Below are 15,104 nucleotides of genomic sequence, written 5' to 3'. Positions count from 1 at the left end.
CGTGCACCGCCGGGACGACGTTCTCGCCGTCGACCTCCACGACCGCCTCGCGCGGGGCGCGCAGCGCGGTGTGCAGAACCGCCCGGTCCTCGGTGGTGTTGATCTTCTCGCCGCGGAACATGGCGTCACGCAGGCCGAACACATCGGTCGCGGCGGCCAGCTCACGCAGCAGGCGCAGCGTCTCGTCGTTGACGAGGTGCTTGGAATAGTCGACGTAGAGGTCGCCGACCCGCAGCGCGTAGCCGGTGCCGCGGCCGGGGTCCGCGGCGAACAGCTCACGCAGCGCGACCTCGCCGAGTTCCTCGCGGTGCTTGGCCAGTGCGGTCCACTCGGGCGTCCGGTTGAGCCTGGTACGGCCGTCTTGGTTCATGTCGGGCTTCAGCCTTCTTTCGTACCTGTCCCCGCTGTTCCAACCTAGTTGATCAGCGGGTGACGTGAGCTGTCGTGCTGGCGTCGTGCGGGACAACAACAAGTACGTCCACCTTGAGTACAGGTATCAGCACGACGACGGACAGGCCGAAAGAAACGCGGTCGGGCGCGGGACGGCTCCGCGCAGGACGGCTCCGGCCGGGCACCTGTGCGGCGCCGGCCGGTGGTCAACTTCTAGATCTCGCCGCGCAGTTTGGCGAGCGCCTCGGCGAGGATCGCCTCGCCGTCCGCGTCGCTGCGGCGCTCCCGGACGTACGCCAGGTGCGTCTTGTAGGGCTCGGTGCGCGGAGGGGCGGGCGGGTTGTCCCGGTCCTGCCCGGCGGGAAAGCCGCAGCGCGGGCAGTCCCAGGTGTCGGGAACCTGCGCGTCGCTGGCGAAGCTGGGCTGGGTCTCGTGCCCGTTGGAGCACCAGAAGGAGATGCGCAGCCGCGGCGCGGACTCGCCGCGCTCGGCCTCGCCCATCGGCCCCGCCCCGACCCGGCTTCCTCGGATCGCGTTGCCACTTGCCACGGTGTAACTCCCTGCGTGATGGTGCCGCGAAGCGAGTCGGCGTTTCGCTTCGTTGCGAGCGCCTCAGTCTACGTAAGGCCCAACGCGCGTCCAGTGATTGGAGTTACAGGCCCCACATCTAGACGCAAGCCCCATGATAGGCCGCGCTCAGCGGCGCGTACCGAACATGGGGCCTTACGTGCGGATTGTGCGTGCCGGTCAGTTGTTCACCTTCATCAGAAGGGCGAGCACGACAATGCACGCGAACCAGAGCAGACCGACCACGACCGTGATCCGGTCGAGGTTGCGCTCGGCGACCGAGGAGCCGCCGACGGACGACTGCATGCCGCCACCGAACATGTCGGAGAGGCCGCCGCCCTTGCCCTTGTGCATCAGCACCAGCAGCATCAGCAGCCCGCTGAACACGATCAGGGCGATCGAGAACCCCATAACCACGGCTGGACCAACTTCCTCGGATCTGGATGGACGACAGGGGCACAGCCTCCAGGCTGTGCCCCCGCAAGGGTACGACGGATCGCCGCTACCGCATACTCACTGGTCGCGGAAGCGCACGATCTTGACGAACTCGTCGGCGTCGAGCGACGCGCCGCCCACCAGGGCGCCGTCGATGTCGGCCTGCGCCATGATCTCGGCGACGTTGCCGCCCTTGACGGAGCCGCCGTACTGGATGCGGACCCGGTCGGCCAGCTCCTGGGAGTACAGCTCGGCGAGCTTGGCGCGGATCGCGGCGCAGACCTCCTGCGCGTCCTCGGCGCCGCAGACCTTGCCGGTGCCGATGGCCCACACGGGCTCGTAGGCGATCACGACGGAGTCGGCCTGCTCGGCCGGGAGGTCCTTCAGACCGCCCTCGACCTGGGCGAGGGTGTGGGAGACGTGGTTGCCCGCCTCGCGGACCTCCAGCTCCTCGCCGACGCACAGGATCGGGGTCAGGCCGTGCTTGTAGGCGGCCTTGACCTTGGCGTTGACGATCTCGTCGGTCTCGTTGTGGTACTGACGGCGCTCGGAGTGGCCGACGGCCACGTACGTGCACTTCAGCTTGGCCAGCATCGGGCCGGAGATCTCGCCGGTGTAGGCGCCGGAGTCCTGGGCGGAGATGTCCTGGGCGCCGTACTTGATCTTCAGCTTGTCTCCGTCGACCAGGGTCTGCACGGAGCGCAGGTCGGTGAAGGGCGGCAGGACAGCGACCTCGACGGCCTCGTAGTCCTTGTCGGCCAGGGCGAAGGCGAGCTTCTGGACGTGGGCGATGGCCTCGAGGTGGTTGAGGTTCATCTTCCAGTTGCCCGCCATCAGCGGGGTACGGGTGGTCATGCGGGGTCAGTCCTCCAGTGCGGCGAGGCCGGGGAGCGTCTTGCCCTCGAGGTATTCGAGGGAGGCGCCGCCGCCGGTCGAGATGTGACCGAATGCGGTCTCGTCGAAGCCGAGCGTGCGCACGGCCGCGGCGGAGTCTCCGCCGCCGACGACGGTGAATCCGTCCGAGTCGACGAGGGCCTGGGCGACCGCCTTGGTGCCCTCGGCGTAGTCGGGGTGCTCGAAGACGCCCATGGGACCGTTCCAGAAGACGGTCGCGGCGTCGGTGAGCTTGGCGGCGTAGAGCTCGCCGGTCCTGGGGCCGATGTCCAGGCCGAGCTGACCTTCGGGCATCTTGTCGGCGTCGACGGCCGAGTGCTCGGTGGGCGCCTTGGCCTTCAGGTCCGGGAAGCCCGGGGAGACCACGACGTCGACCGGGAGCACCAGCTCGACGCCGAGCTTCTCGGCGCGCTCCAGGTACTCGGTGACGGCCGGGATCTGGTCCTCCTGGAGCAGCGAGGTGCCGACCTCGTACCCCTTGGCCTTGAGGAAGGTGAAGGCCATGCCGCCGCCGATGAGGATGCGGTCGGCCTTGCCGAGCAGCTGGTCGATGACGGCCAGCTTGTCGGAGACCTTGGAGCCGCCGAGGGCGACGGCGTAGGGCCGCTGGACCTCGTCGGTGAGCTTCTTCAGCACGCCGACCTCGGTGGCGATGAGGTAGCCGGCGTAGTGCGGCAGCTTGCCGGGGAGGTCGTACACGGAGGCGTGCTTGCGGTGCACGGCGCCGAAGCCGTCACCGACGTACACGTCGGCGAGGGCGGCGAGCTGTCCGGCGAAGGCGTCGCGCTCGGCGTCGTCCTTGCTGGTCTCGCCGGCGTTGAAGCGCAGGTTCTCGATGACCGCGACACCGCCGTCGGCGAGGCCGGCGACCGTGGCGGTGGCGGACTCGCCGACCGTGTCGGTCGCGAAGGCCACCTCGGCGCCGAGGAGTTCACCGAGCCGCGCGGCGGCCGGGGCCAGGGTGAAGGCCGGGTCCGGGGCGCCCTTGGGGCGGCCCAGGTGGGAGGCGACGATCACGCGGGCGCCCGCCTCGGCGAGGGCCTTGACGGTGGGCAGGACGGCGCGGATGCGGCCGTCGTCGGTGATCGTGGTGCCGTCCAGCGGCACGTTCAGGTCGGCGCGGACGAAGACCCGCTTGCCTGCGACGCCTTCGGCGAGAAGTTCGTCGATCGTCTTCATTGAGAGGGCTCCCGAGAGGACTGGTGGTGCTCGTGATCCTAGGTGGGCTGGTCAGTACGTGAGTCAGGGCCCGGGCGGCGCGTCCCTGCGCCGCCCGGGCCCTGCCCTCACATCGACGTGCGTGCTCCGTGGATCAGAGCTGGTTGCCGACGAACACCGTCAGGTCGACGAGACGGTTGGAGTAGCCCCACTCGTTGTCGTACCAGCCGAGGATCTTCACCGACTTGCCGTCCTGGACCATGGTCAGGGAGGAGTCGAAGGTGCAGGAGGCCGGGTCGCTGACGATGTCGGAGGAGACGATCGCGTCCTCCGTGTACGCCAGGTACCCCTGGAGCTCGCCCTCGGCGGCCTTCTTGAACGCGGCGTTGACCTCGTCCTTGGTGACCTCGCGCTCCAGCTCCACGACCAGGTCGGTGGCGGAACCGGTGGGGACCGGGACGCGCATGGCGATGCCGTCCAGCTTGCCCTTGAGCTGCGGGAGGACCAGCGCGGTGGCCTTGGCGGCACCCGTGGTGGTCGGGATGATGTTCTCGGCGGCGGCACGGGCGCGACGCAGGTCCTTGTGCGGGAAGTCAAGGATGCGCTGGTCGTTGGTGTACGCGTGCACCGTCGTCATCAGACCCTTGACGATGCCGAAGTTCTCGTCGAGGACCTTGGCCATCGGCGCCACACAGTTGGTGGTGCAGGAGGCGTTGGAGATGACGTGGTGGTTGGCCGCGTCGTACTTCTCCTGGTTGACGCCCATCACGATGGTGATGTCCTCGTCGGAGGCCGGAGCCGAGATGAGGACCTTCTTGGCGCCGCCGGCGATGTGCTTCTCGGCGTCGGCCTTCTTCGTGAAGATGCCGGTCGACTCGATGACGATGTCGACGCCGAGCTCGCCCCACGGGATGTCGGCGGGGTTGCGCTCGGAGAGCACCTTGATGGTGTGACCGTCGACCGTGATCGTGTCGGCGGTGTGGGTGACCTCGGCCTTGAGGCGGCCCAGGATCGTGTCGTACTTCAGCAGATGCGCGGTGGTCGCGGTGTCACCCAGGTCGTTGACAGCCACGATCTCGATGTCAGCACCCTGCTCCAGGAGCGCGCGGAAGTAGTTACGACCGATACGACCGAAGCCGTTGATGCCTACGCGGATCGTCACGAACCGATCTCCTCGTTGGTACGCCGGCCATGCGGTGCCGGCGAGCTGTATTTGGGATGTCCCCGACCGCCTACGACCCTACCTCCCTGAGGCCTCCGGAGTGACATTGAGTTGCCCCATACACGGGCAGGCGGTCCGTACCGGCCAGTAGGGGTACGGACCGCCCTTCCGTTTCATCTCTTCGTCACCCGGTGGTCACGGTGGGTGGGCGCGGTTGCCCTTCCTTCTCACCCGTCCAGGGTGTCGAGCGCCTTGCCGATCAGGGCCGCACGGTCGGCCGGTGCGACGACGTGCTCCAGGCCGAAGCCCAGCAGCACGGTGTCGTCGGTGGTCACCGCGCCGTACGTCTGGAAGAGGCGGCCCGTGCGGGCCCAGTCCTTGACCACCGCGGGACTGCCCGCGGGCGGGCCCGGGACGGTCCAGGCGCCCAGCGACGTCTCGAAGCCCTCGGTCTCCACCGCGCCGCCGCCGATCACGACGGAGGCGTTGTCGAGGAGGACGCCGCGGCCGCCGGAGCCGGGGTCGGTGATGTAGCCGAGCGAGACCTCGACGGTGCGGCCGGCGTAGGCGGCGAGGTCGAAGGAGACCTCCTGCCAGCCGGCCGACGCCCCGGTGAAGCTGTTCCAGCTCCCGCTGGTGCCGCTCGGCGCGCAGGCTCCGTCGGCGAGTGTCAGGTACCGCTTCAGCGCCGGGTGGGCCTGGATGAAGTACCCGGCCGAGCACTCCTCGGGCACCGCGGTGCCGGTCGCGCCGCCGAGTTCCGGGAGCGTGGTCCAGTCGTCGCCGCCCGCGGTACGGGCCTCCAGCACCGCGTGGTCGTAGCCCGCTTCGGTGCTCCACAGCATGCGGGCGCTCAGTTTGGGCGCCTGGGCGGCGGTGACCGAGGTGAGGTCGATGGTGCGGGTGAGCCGGTTCCAGGCGTAGTCACTGTGGGTGACGGCCGCCATGTACTCGCCCGCGTACGGCCCGTACGGGTTGACGGTGCCCGGGTAGCTGCCCGCTCCGGCGCTCGCGAACTGCGGGAAGCGGTCCGCGGGCAGGGTCTCGGAGGTGACGCCGTAGGAGCCGGCCGCGTTCAGCGGGTTGCCCGGCGCTCCGGTCAGCGCGCCCTGGGCGCCGGCGAGTGCGCCCGAGCCCTGGAAGGCGGTGGCCCCGGCCAGCGAGGTACGGCTGTAGGCGCCGAGGTAGTACTGGCCGAAGTCGTTGGAGAGGTTGCCGCCGCCGAGGTCGACGTTGCCGCCGGCCAGTTCGCCGGCCTCGACGAGCTTGCCGCCCTCGTTGAGGTAGGCGCGCAGTTGGAGCTGGGTGGCGTTGCCGGGTGCTCCGGCGCCGGTGTAGTGGACGACGGTGTCGAAGTGGCCGAGCACGCCGAGCGCGTCGGGCGCGCCCTGTGCGGCGACGTCCCAGACGACGGCCCGGTGTCCGCTCGCCCTCAGCGCGTCGAGGTAGGTCTGCGCCTGGGTGGCGGGTGCCCCCTCCTCGGCCACGACCAGGACGTCCGCGCGCGCCCGTTCGGCGACGGTGTAGGTGAAGCGCTCGCTGGAGACCTTCTTGCCGCTTCGTGTCTCGCCGGTGAACCAGACCTCGACCTTGTCGCCGGGTTCGCCGTCGGCGACCTTGGCGCGGTACTCGTCGAAGTAGAGGTTGTCCTCGCCGCCGAAGGTCTCGCCGCCCTTCCAGGGGCGCAGCGCCATGTCGTGCGTACGGCCGCCGTCGACGCGGTACTTGAGCTCCTTGTCGCGCAGCGCCTTGCGGGCGACGACGGAGACCTCCTGGTCGGCGCCGCGGGACCAGGACGTGGTGAAGGGCGCCGGGGTGAAGTCGGCGGCCTTCAGGCCGAGCGCGGAGACCGGCCGGTCCGGGGTCGCGGCGGACTCGGCGACGGAGAGCGCGAACGGGACGTTCTTGGCGAACTCCTGCTGGATCAGCTTCTCGTCGTCGGGGAAGTTGAAGACGGACTGGCAGTCTCCGGGGAGCCAGGCGTCGTCCGGGTCGAGGGCGGACACGGTCTGGCAGGTCGACATCTCGGGCGTGAACATCGCCAGGCCGTTGACGTTGGAGGCGTGGCCGTCGGCCTCGCCGTTGGTGGTGTAGAGCTCCGAGGAGACCTGCGGGTGGTAGCCGGGGATCGCGGAGTTGTCGGGGGTGCCGGCGAGCGCCTCGTAGAGGACGTCGTCCGGGGTGTCGGTGGCCACCTGCCAGCCGACGCCGTAGAGGAGGAGTTCGGCGGCCGAGTGGTAGTTGATGCCGAGTGAGAAGCCGATGCGCTTCTGGAAGGCGTCGATCGCCTTGGTCTCCGGTTCGGAGCCGGGGGCGTCACCGCGGTAGGTCTGGCTGGTGGGGCTGGGGGACGAACCCTCGTCGTCGTAGCCCCACTTGTAGGCGAAGTTGCGGTTGAGGTCGACGCCGTCACCGGTGCCGATGGCTCCGTCGCCGTTGACGTCCCGCAGGTTCTTGCGCCACAGGCGGTCGCCGGTCTCCTTGAAGGTGTGGTCGTAGCCGTCGGGGTTGGCCGAGATCACGAACCACAGTTCGGTGGAGTCGACGATCTTCTTGACGCGTTGGTCCGTGCGGTAGTTGTCGAGGTAGTGGTGCATCAGCCGGCGGGTCATCTCCGGGGTGATCCACTCACGCGCGTGCTGGTTGGACATGTACAGCACGGCGGGCTTCGCGCCGTCCTTGGACTTCTTCGCGTTCTTGGTGAGCTTCAGCGCGAGGATGTCCTGGCCGTTGACGGTCTTGCCGATGGAGACGACCTTGGTCAGGCCGGGGTTCTCCTGGCCGGCCCGCAGGATCTCCTCCTTCAGACCGCCGCTGCCGCTGTACGGCCGGTAGACGCCGTCGGCGGCCGCCTCGACCCGGCGTTCGGCCCTGGCCGAAAGGGTGTGCTCGGTGAGTTCGACGCCCTGTTTCCGGAGCTTTCCGGCCTGCTGGTCGGTGAGGTAGACCTCGATCGAGGCGGTGCCCTTCTCGGGCGCCTGCTCACTCAGTTCGTGGCCGTCCTGACCGGCGGCCAGCAGCAGCGGGATCTGCTTTTTGGTGACCTCGGCCCGGAAGACCTTGACCTCGTCGGCCTCGGACGCGTTGGTCGCGCCGGAACCGTCGTTCTGTGCCTGGGCGATGGGTGCGATGCTCGCTCCGCCGAGCAGGAGCGCGCCGACAGCGAGGATCGATCTCGCTCTGTGTCTCATGAACCCCCCTGGTGTGGGTTCGCCACGTCAGCGAACAGATGCCAGGCTCATGACACTTCATGATCGAGTCAAGGGCGCCTCAAGGACACCGGAAAGCCGGTGACCTTCACCCGATCGGGCGCGGTCACCGGCTTGTTGAGGGAGTGTCAGCCGACGAGGTTGTCGGCCATCTCCTCGGTGAGGCTGGACTCGGTGCCGGGGATGCCCATGTCCTGGGCCCGCTTGTCGGCCATGGCCAGCAGCCGGCGGATCCGGCCGGCGACGGCGTCCTTGGTCAGCGGCGGGTCGGCGAGCGCGCCCAGCTCCTCCAGGGACGCCTGCTTGTGGTCCATGCGCAGCCGGCCTGCGGCGGCGAGGTGCTCGGGGACCTCCTCGCCGAGGATCTCCAGGGCGCGCTGCACCCGGGCGCCGGCGGCGACGGCCGCGCGGGCGGAGCGGCGCAGGTTGGCGTCGTCGAAGTTGGCCAGACGGTTCGCCGTGGCGCGGACCTCGCGGCGCATCCGCCGCTCCTCCCAGGCCAGCACCGACTCATGGGCGCCGAGCCGGGTGAGCAGGGCGCCGATGGCGTCGCCGTCGCGGACGACGACCCGGTCCACGCCGCGCACCTCGCGGGCCTTGGCGGCGATGGACAGCCGGCGGGCGGCGCCGACCAGGGCGAGCGCGGCCTCGGGGCCGGGGCAGGTCACCTCCAGGGAGGAGGAGCGGCCGGGCTCGGTGAGCGAACCGTGCGCGAGGAAGGCGCCGCGCCAGGCGGCCTCCGCGTCGCAGGTGGCGCCGGAGACGACCTGCGGGGGCAGGCCGCGGATCGGGCGGCCCCGCCCGTCGACCAGTCCGGTCTGCCGGGCCAGCTGGTCACCGCCGGCCACCACGCGCACGACGTAGCGCGAGCCGCGGCGCAGTCCGCCGGGAGCCATCACGATCAGCTCCGAGCTGTGGCCGAAGATCTCCAGGATGTCCCGCTTGAGGCGGCGGGCCGCCATCGCGGTGTCCAGCTCCGCCTCGATCACGATGCGCCCGCTGACCAGATGGAGGCCGCCGGCGAACCGCAGAACGGCGGAGACCTCCGCCTTCCTGCAGCAGGTCCGGGTGACGGGGAGCCGGGAGATCTCGTCCTTCACCGCTGCCGTCATCGCCATGGGCCGATCCTTCCATGCATCCGAAAAATACGGTCGTACGCGGCAGCCAGCAGCTCCGGGTCGTGCCGCGGAGAACCGTCCCTCCGGGCGACCGGAGCCAGCTCGACCGCGGCTCCGAACCCCTTGGCGGCCTCGGTGAGCACTTCGCGGTCGGGCACGGCGGCCTCGTCGGCCAGCACCACGTCCAGGGCGAGTTTAGGGGCGTGTCGTCCCAAAACCTCCAAATGACGCTGCGGGGAGAAGCCTTCGGTTTCTCCGGGCTGCGGGGCGAGGTTCAGCGAGAGTACCCGGCGCGCCTTGGTCTCGGTGAGCGCGTCCAGCAGCTGGGGCACCAGGAGATGCGGGATGACCGAGGAGAACCAGGATCCGGGGCCCAGTACCACCCAGTCCGCGTCCAGCACCGCGGCCACGGCCTCGGGGACGGCGGGCGGGTCGTGCGGGACCAGGTGCACGGACTGCACCTCGCCGGGGGTGAGGGCGACCGTGGCCTGTCCGCGCACGGTGCCGACCGCCTCGGGCCGTTCCGGGTCGTGCCCCTTGACCAGCGCCTGGAGCTCCAGCGGCACGGCGGACATGGGCAGCACCCGCCCGTGTGCGCCGAGCAGCTTGCCCACCAGGTCCAGGGCCTGGACATGGTCGCCGAGCTGCTCCCACAGGGCGACGATCAGCAGATTGCCGACCGCGTGGTCGTGCAGGTCGCCCTGGGAGGTGAAGCGGTGCTGGATCACCCGGGACCAGGTCTGGCCCCAGTCGTCGTCGCCGCACAGCGCGGCCAGCGCCTTGCGCAGGTCGCCGGGGGGCAGTACGCCCAGCTCGTCACGGAGACGGCCGCTGGAGCCGCCGTCGTCGGCGACGGTGACGACGGCGGTGAGGTCGCCGGTGATCCGGCGCAGCGCGGCGAGCGAGGCGGACAGCCCCATGCCGCCGCCGAGCGCGACGACCTTGGGCTGGGTGCCGCGACGGCGCGGGCGGGCGCCGCGGACCTCGGCGGGCCGGCCGGTCCGTCCTTCCCGCACCACCCGGCCGACCCTGATCAGCCGCGGAGGACGTCCTGTCATTCGCGTCCCATGTCCCGGTGGACGACCACCGTCTCCACACCCTGCGCGGCGAGCCGTGCGGCGAGCTTCTCCGAGGTGGCCACCGAGCGGTGCTTGCCGCCGGTGCAGCCGACCGCGATGGTCACATAGCGCTTGCCCTCGCGGCGGTAGCCGGCGGCGATCAGCTGGAGCAGCTCGGTGTACCGGTCGAGGAACTCCTTGGCGCCGGGCTGGTTGAAGACGTACGCCGACACCTCCTCGTTCAGGCCGGTGTACGGGCGCAGCTCCGGGACCCAGTGCGGGTTGGGCAGGAAGCGCATGTCGACGACGAGGTCGGCGTCCACGGGCAGGCCGTACTTGAAGCCGAAGGACATCACGGTGGCCCGCAGCTCGGGCTCCTCCTCGCCCGCGAACTGGGCGTCCATCTTGGCGCGCAGCTCGTGGACGTTGAGGCTGGAGGTGTCGATCACCAGGTCGGCGTCGCCGCGCAGCTCGCGCAGCAGCTCCCGCTCGGCGTCGATGCCGTCGACGATGCGGCCGTCGCCCTGGAGGGGGTGCGGGCGGCGCACCGACTCGAAGCGGCGCACCAGGGCGTCGTCGGAGGACTCCAGGAAGACGGTCCGCCGGGTGACACCGCGGGTGTCGAGGTCGGCGAGCGACTCCCGGAGGTTGTCGAAGAAGCGGCGGCCGCGGACGTCCACGACGACCGCGATCCGTGCGACGTTGCCCTGGGAGCGGGCGCCGAGCTCCACCATGGTGGGGATCAGCGCGGGCGGCAGGTTGTCGACGACGAACCAGCCGAGGTCCTCCAGACACTTCGCCGCCGTCGAACGGCCGGCCCCGGACATTCCGGAGATGATCACCAGCTCGGGGATGGTGGCCTCGGGGACCGTGGCGTTCTCGCCGGCCGTACTCACCTGTGCTCCGTCTTCCTTCGGCGACTGCTGCTCGGTCACATCATCGCCCATCTCCTCGGGAGTCCGATCTCGCTCCGCTGTGGGCTGCTTTTCGTGCTCGGTCATGTCCACTGCCCCCGTCGTTCGTCAGGGGTGCCCGCGATCGCGGACTCCCCCGGGGTGCCCGCGGTCGTCTCGGGCGCCCCGTCCTGCGTGTCTTCGTCTTCCATGATCTCTCCAGTCGCCGTGTTCACGGCGGGCGCGGGCGGGGCCGCCCGGGCGAAGGCCGCGGCGACGGTCTCGGCCGTCTTACGGCCTATGCCCGGAACTTCACAGATCTGGTCGATTGTCGCCGATCGCAGCTTCTTCACCGAACCGAAGTACTTGATCAGCGCCTGCTTGCGGGTCTCGCCGAGGCCGGGGACGTCGTCGAGCGGGCTGGAGCGGAAGCGCTTGGCACGCTTGGCGCGCTGGTAGGTGATCGCGAAGCGGTGGGCCTCGTCCCGGACCCGCTGGAGCAGGTAGAGGCCCTCGCTGGTGCGGGGCAGGACCACCGGGTCGTCGTCGCCGGGCAGCCAGACCTCCTCCAGCCGCTTGGCCAGGCCGCACACGGCGATGTCGTCGATGCCCAGCTCGTCCAGGGCCCGCTTGGCGGCGGCGACCTGGGGCTGCCCGCCGTCGACGACGACGAGCTGGGGCGGGTAGGCGAACTTCCTGGGCCGGCCGTCGTCTTCCTTGGGGCCGTTCCCGGGGGGCAGCATGACGTCCCCGGTGTCCTGGAGACCGCCGTCACCGGTGTTCTGAAGGCCCTCCCCCGAGGAACGCGGGCCGTCCCCCGCGAGGTCCGCGGGGTCCTCGTCCGCCCACTCGCCGGTCTTCTCCTTCTCGGCGATGTACCGCTTGAAGCGGCGGGAGATCACCTCGTGCATGGAGCGCACGTCGTCCTGGCCCGCGAAGCCCCTGATCTGGAAGCGGCGGTACTCGCTCTTGCGCTGGAGTCCGTCCTCGAAGACGACCATGGAGGCCACCACGTCGTCGCCCTGGAGATGCGAGATGTCGTAGCACTCGATGCGCAGCGGGGCGCTGTCCAGACCGAGCGCGTCGGCGATCTCCTCCAGCGCGCGCGAGCGCGTGGTCAGGTCGGAGGCCCGCTTGGTCTTGTGCAGGGCGAGGGACTGCAGGGCGTTGCGCTGCACGGTCTCCATCAGCGCCTTCTTGTCGCCCCGCTGCGGGATGCGCAGGGAGACCTGGGAGCCGCGGCGCTCGGTGAGCCACTGCTGGGCCGGCTCCACCGGCTCGGGCAGGGCGGGGACGAGGACCTCCTTGGGCACGGAGTCGCCGCGCTCCTCCCCGTAGAGCTGCTGGAGGGCGTGCTCGACCAGGGCGCCGGTGGTGACGTCCTCGACCTTGTCGGTGACCCAGCCGCGCTGGCCGCGCACACGGCCGCCGCGGACGTGGAAGATCTGGACGGCCGCCTCCAGCTCGTCCTCCGCGACGGCGATCAGGTCGGCGTCGGTCGCGTCGGCGAGGACGACCGCGTTCTTCTCCATGGCCTTCCTCAAAGCCCCGATGTCGTCGCGCAGGCGGGCGGCCCGCTCGTACTCCATCTCCTCGGCCGCCTCCGTCATCCGCCGCTCCAGCCGGCGCAGATGGGTGCCGGTGCGGCCGGCCATGAAGTCGCCGAACTCCTCGGCGAGCTCCCGGTGCTCCTCGGGCGAGACCCGGCCGACGCAGGGCGCGGAGCACTTGCCGATGTAGCCGAGCAGACAGGGGCGGTCGGTGCGGGCGGCGTTCTTGAACACGCCGGCCGAGCAGGTGCGCACGGGGAAGACGCGCAGCAGCAGGTCGACGGTGTCGCGGATCGCCCACGCGTGCGCGTACGGGCCGAAGTAGCGCACGCCCTTCTTCTTGTGACCGCGCATCACCTGGACGCGGGGGAACTCCTCGTTCATCGTCACCGCGAGGTAGGGGTAGCTCTTGTCGTCGCGGTACTTGACGTTGAACCGGGGGTCGTACTCCTTGATCCAGGAGTACTCCAGCTGGAGCGCCTCGACCTCCGTGGACACCACCGTCCACTCCACGGACGCCGCCGTGGTGACCATGGTGCGGGTGCGGGGGTGCAGGCCCGCCAGGTCCTGGAAGTAGTTCGCCAGGCGCTGGCGCAGGCTCTTCGCCTTTCCGACGTAGATCACCCTGCGGTGCTCGTCACGGAACCTGTAGACCCCGGGGGAGTCCGGGATCTGTCCCGGCTCGGGGCGGTAGCTGGAGGGGTCGGCCATGTTTCACACCCTACTGGCGGGCGGTGACAGCGCGGCGCGGCTGTGGACAACGGCGGACACCCCCGCCCGGGCGGGGAAGCCGGTGGACCGGCAGGTGTTGTCGGGGCTTGGTCAACACGCTTCAATGCGGGGGAACTCGGGCCGGCTCCGCCGCCCGGGCGCACGGTCCGACCAACCGTGGGAACGCCTGACAGAAAGGGCCCCGCATGCCGCACACCCACCACGCGGACGTCCTCGCCGTCGCCACCGCGGAGCCGGACGCGGACGAGGACGCGAGGCCGCACCCGGAACTGGACTCGGTACTCAGCGGCGGCCCCTTCCACGTCGCCCTGCGGGCCGCGATAGCCGCGCGCGGGCTGCCGCTCCAGCGGGTGCAGCACCATCTGTCGCGCCACGGCGTCAAGGTCGGCGTCACCAGCCTCAGCTACTGGCAGCAGGGCGCCCGCAGGCCGCAGCGGCCGGAGTCGCTGCGCGCGGTGCGGGCCCTGGAGGAGATCCTCCAGCTGCCGGAGGAGTCGTTGATCCGGCTGCTCTCCGAGGACGAGGACCGGTCGGGGCAGCGGCGGCCCGCGGCCCGCACCTACCGGTCCCTGGTGGCGGCCGACGGGGTCCTGGACGGGCTGCTGGCGGAGCTGCGGGCCCCGGCCGACGGCGGGCTGCACACCCTGGGCCTGCACGAACGGGTCCGGATCGGCGGACAACGGGAGCTGGCGAGCCGCGAGGCGCACCACATCGTGCGCGCCCACCGGGACGGCGTCGACCGGTTCCTCGCCGTGTACCACGGCGACCCCGGCTGCTCCCCCGCACTGATGCGCGTCCAGGCCCTGGAGAACTGCCGCACGGGCCGGGTCCGGCTGGACGAGGAGACCGGCGTCCTCGTCGCCGAGCTGCTCTTCGACACGCGGCTGCGCTCGGGAGAGACGTTTCTCTTCCGGTACGGCGTGCAGGACGGGACGGCCGGGGTGTCCCGTGAGTACGCGCGCGGGTTCGCCCTGGCGGGCGGCCAGTACGCGCTCCAGGTCCGCTTCGACGGGCACCGGCTGCCGGTGCGCTGCCACCGGTTCGCCCAGCACTCGGCGGCGGCCCCGCGCGGTGGCCGCCAGGACCTCCCCGTCAGCGACCTGCACCGCTCGGTCCACCTGGTCGAGCCCCGGCTGCGGACGGGGATCGTGGGGATCGGCTGGGAGTGGGAGTGAACCCGAGCGAGTGACACGGCCGGACGGGACCTGGCCCGAGGGGGCGAACCCAGGGGGTCGCGCAGGTCGGTGAGGCTCAGGCCGGTAAGGATCAGGCCGGTGGGGATCAGGGCGCCGGTGAGGCTCAGGCCGTCGGGGCCGGGCCCGCGACGATCCGGCCGCCCTTCGCCTGCACCGGAAGCTCCTTCAGCGGCGCGGTGGCCGGCTGCTGGAGCACCTCGCCGTTGGTCGCGTCGAACTCGCTGCCGTGGCAGGGACAGATCAATTTCGTCCCCTCCAGCTTGTTGATCGGGCACAACGCGTGCGTGCAGATCGTGCTGTACGCCTTCAGGCCGCCCTCGGCGTCCCGGCTGACGACCACGTTGTGGTCCCGGTACAGCTTCGCGCCGCCCGGGGCGATCTCGCTCTCCGCGCCCAGGTCGACCGGTGCGGTCGGCTCGGAGTCCACGGTCTCCCCGCCCGGCGAGCACGCGCCGAGACCGAGCCCGGCGACGGGGGTGAGGGCGGCTCCGCGCAGGACGGTTCGACGGGACGGGGCGGGTCGGCCGGGCATGCGGATCTCCACAGGTCGAGGGGCGGGCACGGCGACGATACCGGCCGGGGCGGGCGCGCCCGGCGTCGGGGCGGACCGCTCCGGCGGTGGACGTAAACGCTTGCGCAAGCGTTTACGCAGGAGCTTGCCGCCGTCGACGACGACGACGTGGTCGCAGGTCCGCTCCAGTTCGCCCAGGAGGTGGGAGGTGACCAGGACGGAGATGCCGAA

General features: G+C 70.8%; 13 protein-coding genes. 1 reads left to right on the top strand and 12 read right to left on the bottom strand.

Features of this window, described 5'->3' with window-relative positions:
- The 11 genes from ABT296_RS37435 to uvrC form a co-directional block, all read right to left on the bottom strand.
- Positions 1 to 370, bottom strand: a 370-nt coding sequence (locus ABT296_RS37435) for a phosphoglucose isomerase-related protein (protein ID WP_502977426.1), incomplete at its 3' end; no start/stop codon positions are given.
- Positions 371 to 603: 233 nt separating this feature from the next.
- Entirely contained in the window at positions 604 to 891 is a 288-nt protein-coding gene (locus ABT296_RS37430) for an RNA polymerase-binding protein RbpA (RefSeq protein WP_019885342.1), read from the bottom strand.
- 246 nt (positions 892 to 1,137) lie between these two features.
- Positions 1,138 to 1,368 carry a preprotein translocase subunit SecG gene (gene secG / locus ABT296_RS37425; protein ID WP_105869397.1) on the bottom strand — a complete coding sequence of 77 codons (231 nt, stop codon included), beginning with the start codon at positions 1,366 to 1,368 and terminating at the stop codon, positions 1,138 to 1,140.
- Between the two features lie 102 nt (positions 1,369 to 1,470).
- Entirely contained in the window at positions 1,471 to 2,247 is a 777-nt protein-coding gene (tpiA, locus tag ABT296_RS37420) for a triose-phosphate isomerase (protein WP_351934430.1), read from the bottom strand.
- Positions 2,248 to 2,253: 6 nt separating this feature from the next.
- Positions 2,254 to 3,465, bottom strand: a complete 1,212-nt coding sequence (locus tag ABT296_RS37415; protein WP_351934428.1) for a phosphoglycerate kinase — start codon at positions 3,463 to 3,465, stop codon at positions 2,254 to 2,256.
- A 133-nt stretch (positions 3,466 to 3,598) separates the two neighbouring features.
- Complete coding sequence (gene gap / locus ABT296_RS37410) at positions 3,599 to 4,606, bottom strand: type I glyceraldehyde-3-phosphate dehydrogenase (RefSeq protein ID WP_351934426.1); 1,008 nt, start codon at positions 4,604 to 4,606, stop codon at positions 3,599 to 3,601.
- Positions 4,607 to 4,833: 227 nt separating this feature from the next.
- Positions 4,834 to 7,797, bottom strand: coding sequence for a M14 family metallopeptidase (locus tag ABT296_RS37405; protein WP_351934424.1), 2,964 nt, complete (start codon positions 7,795 to 7,797; stop codon positions 4,834 to 4,836).
- Between the two features lie 146 nt (positions 7,798 to 7,943).
- A complete protein-coding gene (whiA, locus tag ABT296_RS37400; RefSeq protein WP_351934422.1) occupies positions 7,944 to 8,933 on the bottom strand; it encodes a DNA-binding protein WhiA in 990 nt (329 codons plus the stop codon).
- The gene (locus ABT296_RS37395) at positions 8,924 to 9,991 is read right to left on the bottom strand and encodes a gluconeogenesis factor YvcK family protein (protein WP_351934420.1); all 1,068 of its coding nucleotides are present in this window, start codon (positions 9,989 to 9,991) and stop codon (positions 8,924 to 8,926) included. Before ABT296_RS37395 ends, whiA begins: the two co-directional genes overlap by 10 nt.
- Positions 9,988 to 10,992: an RNase adapter RapZ gene (gene rapZ, locus ABT296_RS37390; RefSeq protein ID WP_351934418.1), complete on the bottom strand. Its 1,005-nt coding sequence runs from the start codon at positions 10,990 to 10,992 to the stop codon at positions 9,988 to 9,990. The genes ABT296_RS37395 and rapZ overlap by 4 nt, the downstream gene beginning before the upstream one ends.
- Positions 10,989 to 13,145 (bottom strand): excinuclease ABC subunit UvrC, encoded by a 2,157-nt coding sequence (uvrC, locus tag ABT296_RS37385; RefSeq protein WP_351934416.1) that lies wholly within the window; start codon positions 13,143 to 13,145, stop codon positions 10,989 to 10,991. The genes rapZ and uvrC overlap by 4 nt, the downstream gene beginning before the upstream one ends.
- A gap of 206 nt (positions 13,146 to 13,351) precedes the next feature.
- On the opposite strand from uvrC, the gene ABT296_RS37380 reads away from it, so the two are divergent.
- The gene (locus tag ABT296_RS37380) at positions 13,352 to 14,341 is read left to right on the top strand and encodes a hypothetical protein (RefSeq protein WP_351934414.1); all 990 of its coding nucleotides are present in this window, start codon (positions 13,352 to 13,354) and stop codon (positions 14,339 to 14,341) included.
- A gap of 124 nt (positions 14,342 to 14,465) precedes the next feature.
- Here ABT296_RS37380 and ABT296_RS37375 read toward each other — a convergent pair whose 3' ends face one another.
- A complete protein-coding gene (locus ABT296_RS37375; protein ID WP_351934433.1) occupies positions 14,466 to 14,894 on the bottom strand; it encodes a Rieske (2Fe-2S) protein in 429 nt (142 codons plus the stop codon).
- Positions 14,895 to 15,104: the final 210 nt, after the last annotated feature.

This window comes from Streptomyces sp. NPDC000983 (assembly GCF_040299205.1).
Classification (GTDB): Bacteria; Actinomycetota; Actinomycetes; order Streptomycetales; family Streptomycetaceae; genus Streptomyces.
Note: the sequence above shows the minus strand (reverse complement) of the source record. Positions and strands in the feature narration are given on the sequence as shown.

Bases quoted from the DNA above. Each gene is read 5' to 3' on its own strand.
- ABT296_RS37430 (WP_019885342.1), bottom strand. From the start codon at position 891: ATGGGCGAGGCCGAGCGCGGCGAGTCCGCGCCGCGGCTGCGCATCTCC.
- secG (WP_105869397.1), bottom strand. From the start codon at position 1,368: ATGGGGTTCTCGATCGCCCTGATCGTGTTCAGCGGGCTGCTGATGCTG.
- tpiA (WP_351934430.1), bottom strand. From the start codon at position 2,247: ATGACCACCCGTACCCCGCTGATGGCGGGCAACTGGAAGATGAACCTC.
- ABT296_RS37415 (WP_351934428.1), bottom strand. From the start codon at position 3,465: ATGAAGACGATCGACGAACTTCTCGCCGAAGGCGTCGCAGGCAAGCGG.
- ABT296_RS37405 (WP_351934424.1), bottom strand. From the start codon at position 7,797: ATGAGACACAGAGCGAGATCGATCCTCGCTGTCGGCGCGCTCCTGCTC.
- whiA (WP_351934422.1), bottom strand. From the start codon at position 8,933: ATGGCGATGACGGCAGCGGTGAAGGACGAGATCTCCCGGCTCCCCGTC.
- ABT296_RS37395 (WP_351934420.1), bottom strand. From the start codon at position 9,991: ATGACAGGACGTCCTCCGCGGCTGATCAGGGTCGGCCGGGTGGTGCGG.
- rapZ (WP_351934418.1), bottom strand. From the start codon at position 10,992: ATGACCGAGCACGAAAAGCAGCCCACAGCGGAGCGAGATCGGACTCCC.
- uvrC (WP_351934416.1), bottom strand. From the start codon at position 13,145: ATGGCCGACCCCTCCAGCTACCGCCCCGAGCCGGGACAGATCCCGGAC.
- ABT296_RS37380 (WP_351934414.1), top strand. From the start codon at position 13,352: ATGCCGCACACCCACCACGCGGACGTCCTCGCCGTCGCCACCGCGGAG.
- ABT296_RS37375 (WP_351934433.1), bottom strand. From the start codon at position 14,894: ATGCCCGGCCGACCCGCCCCGTCCCGTCGAACCGTCCTGCGCGGAGCC.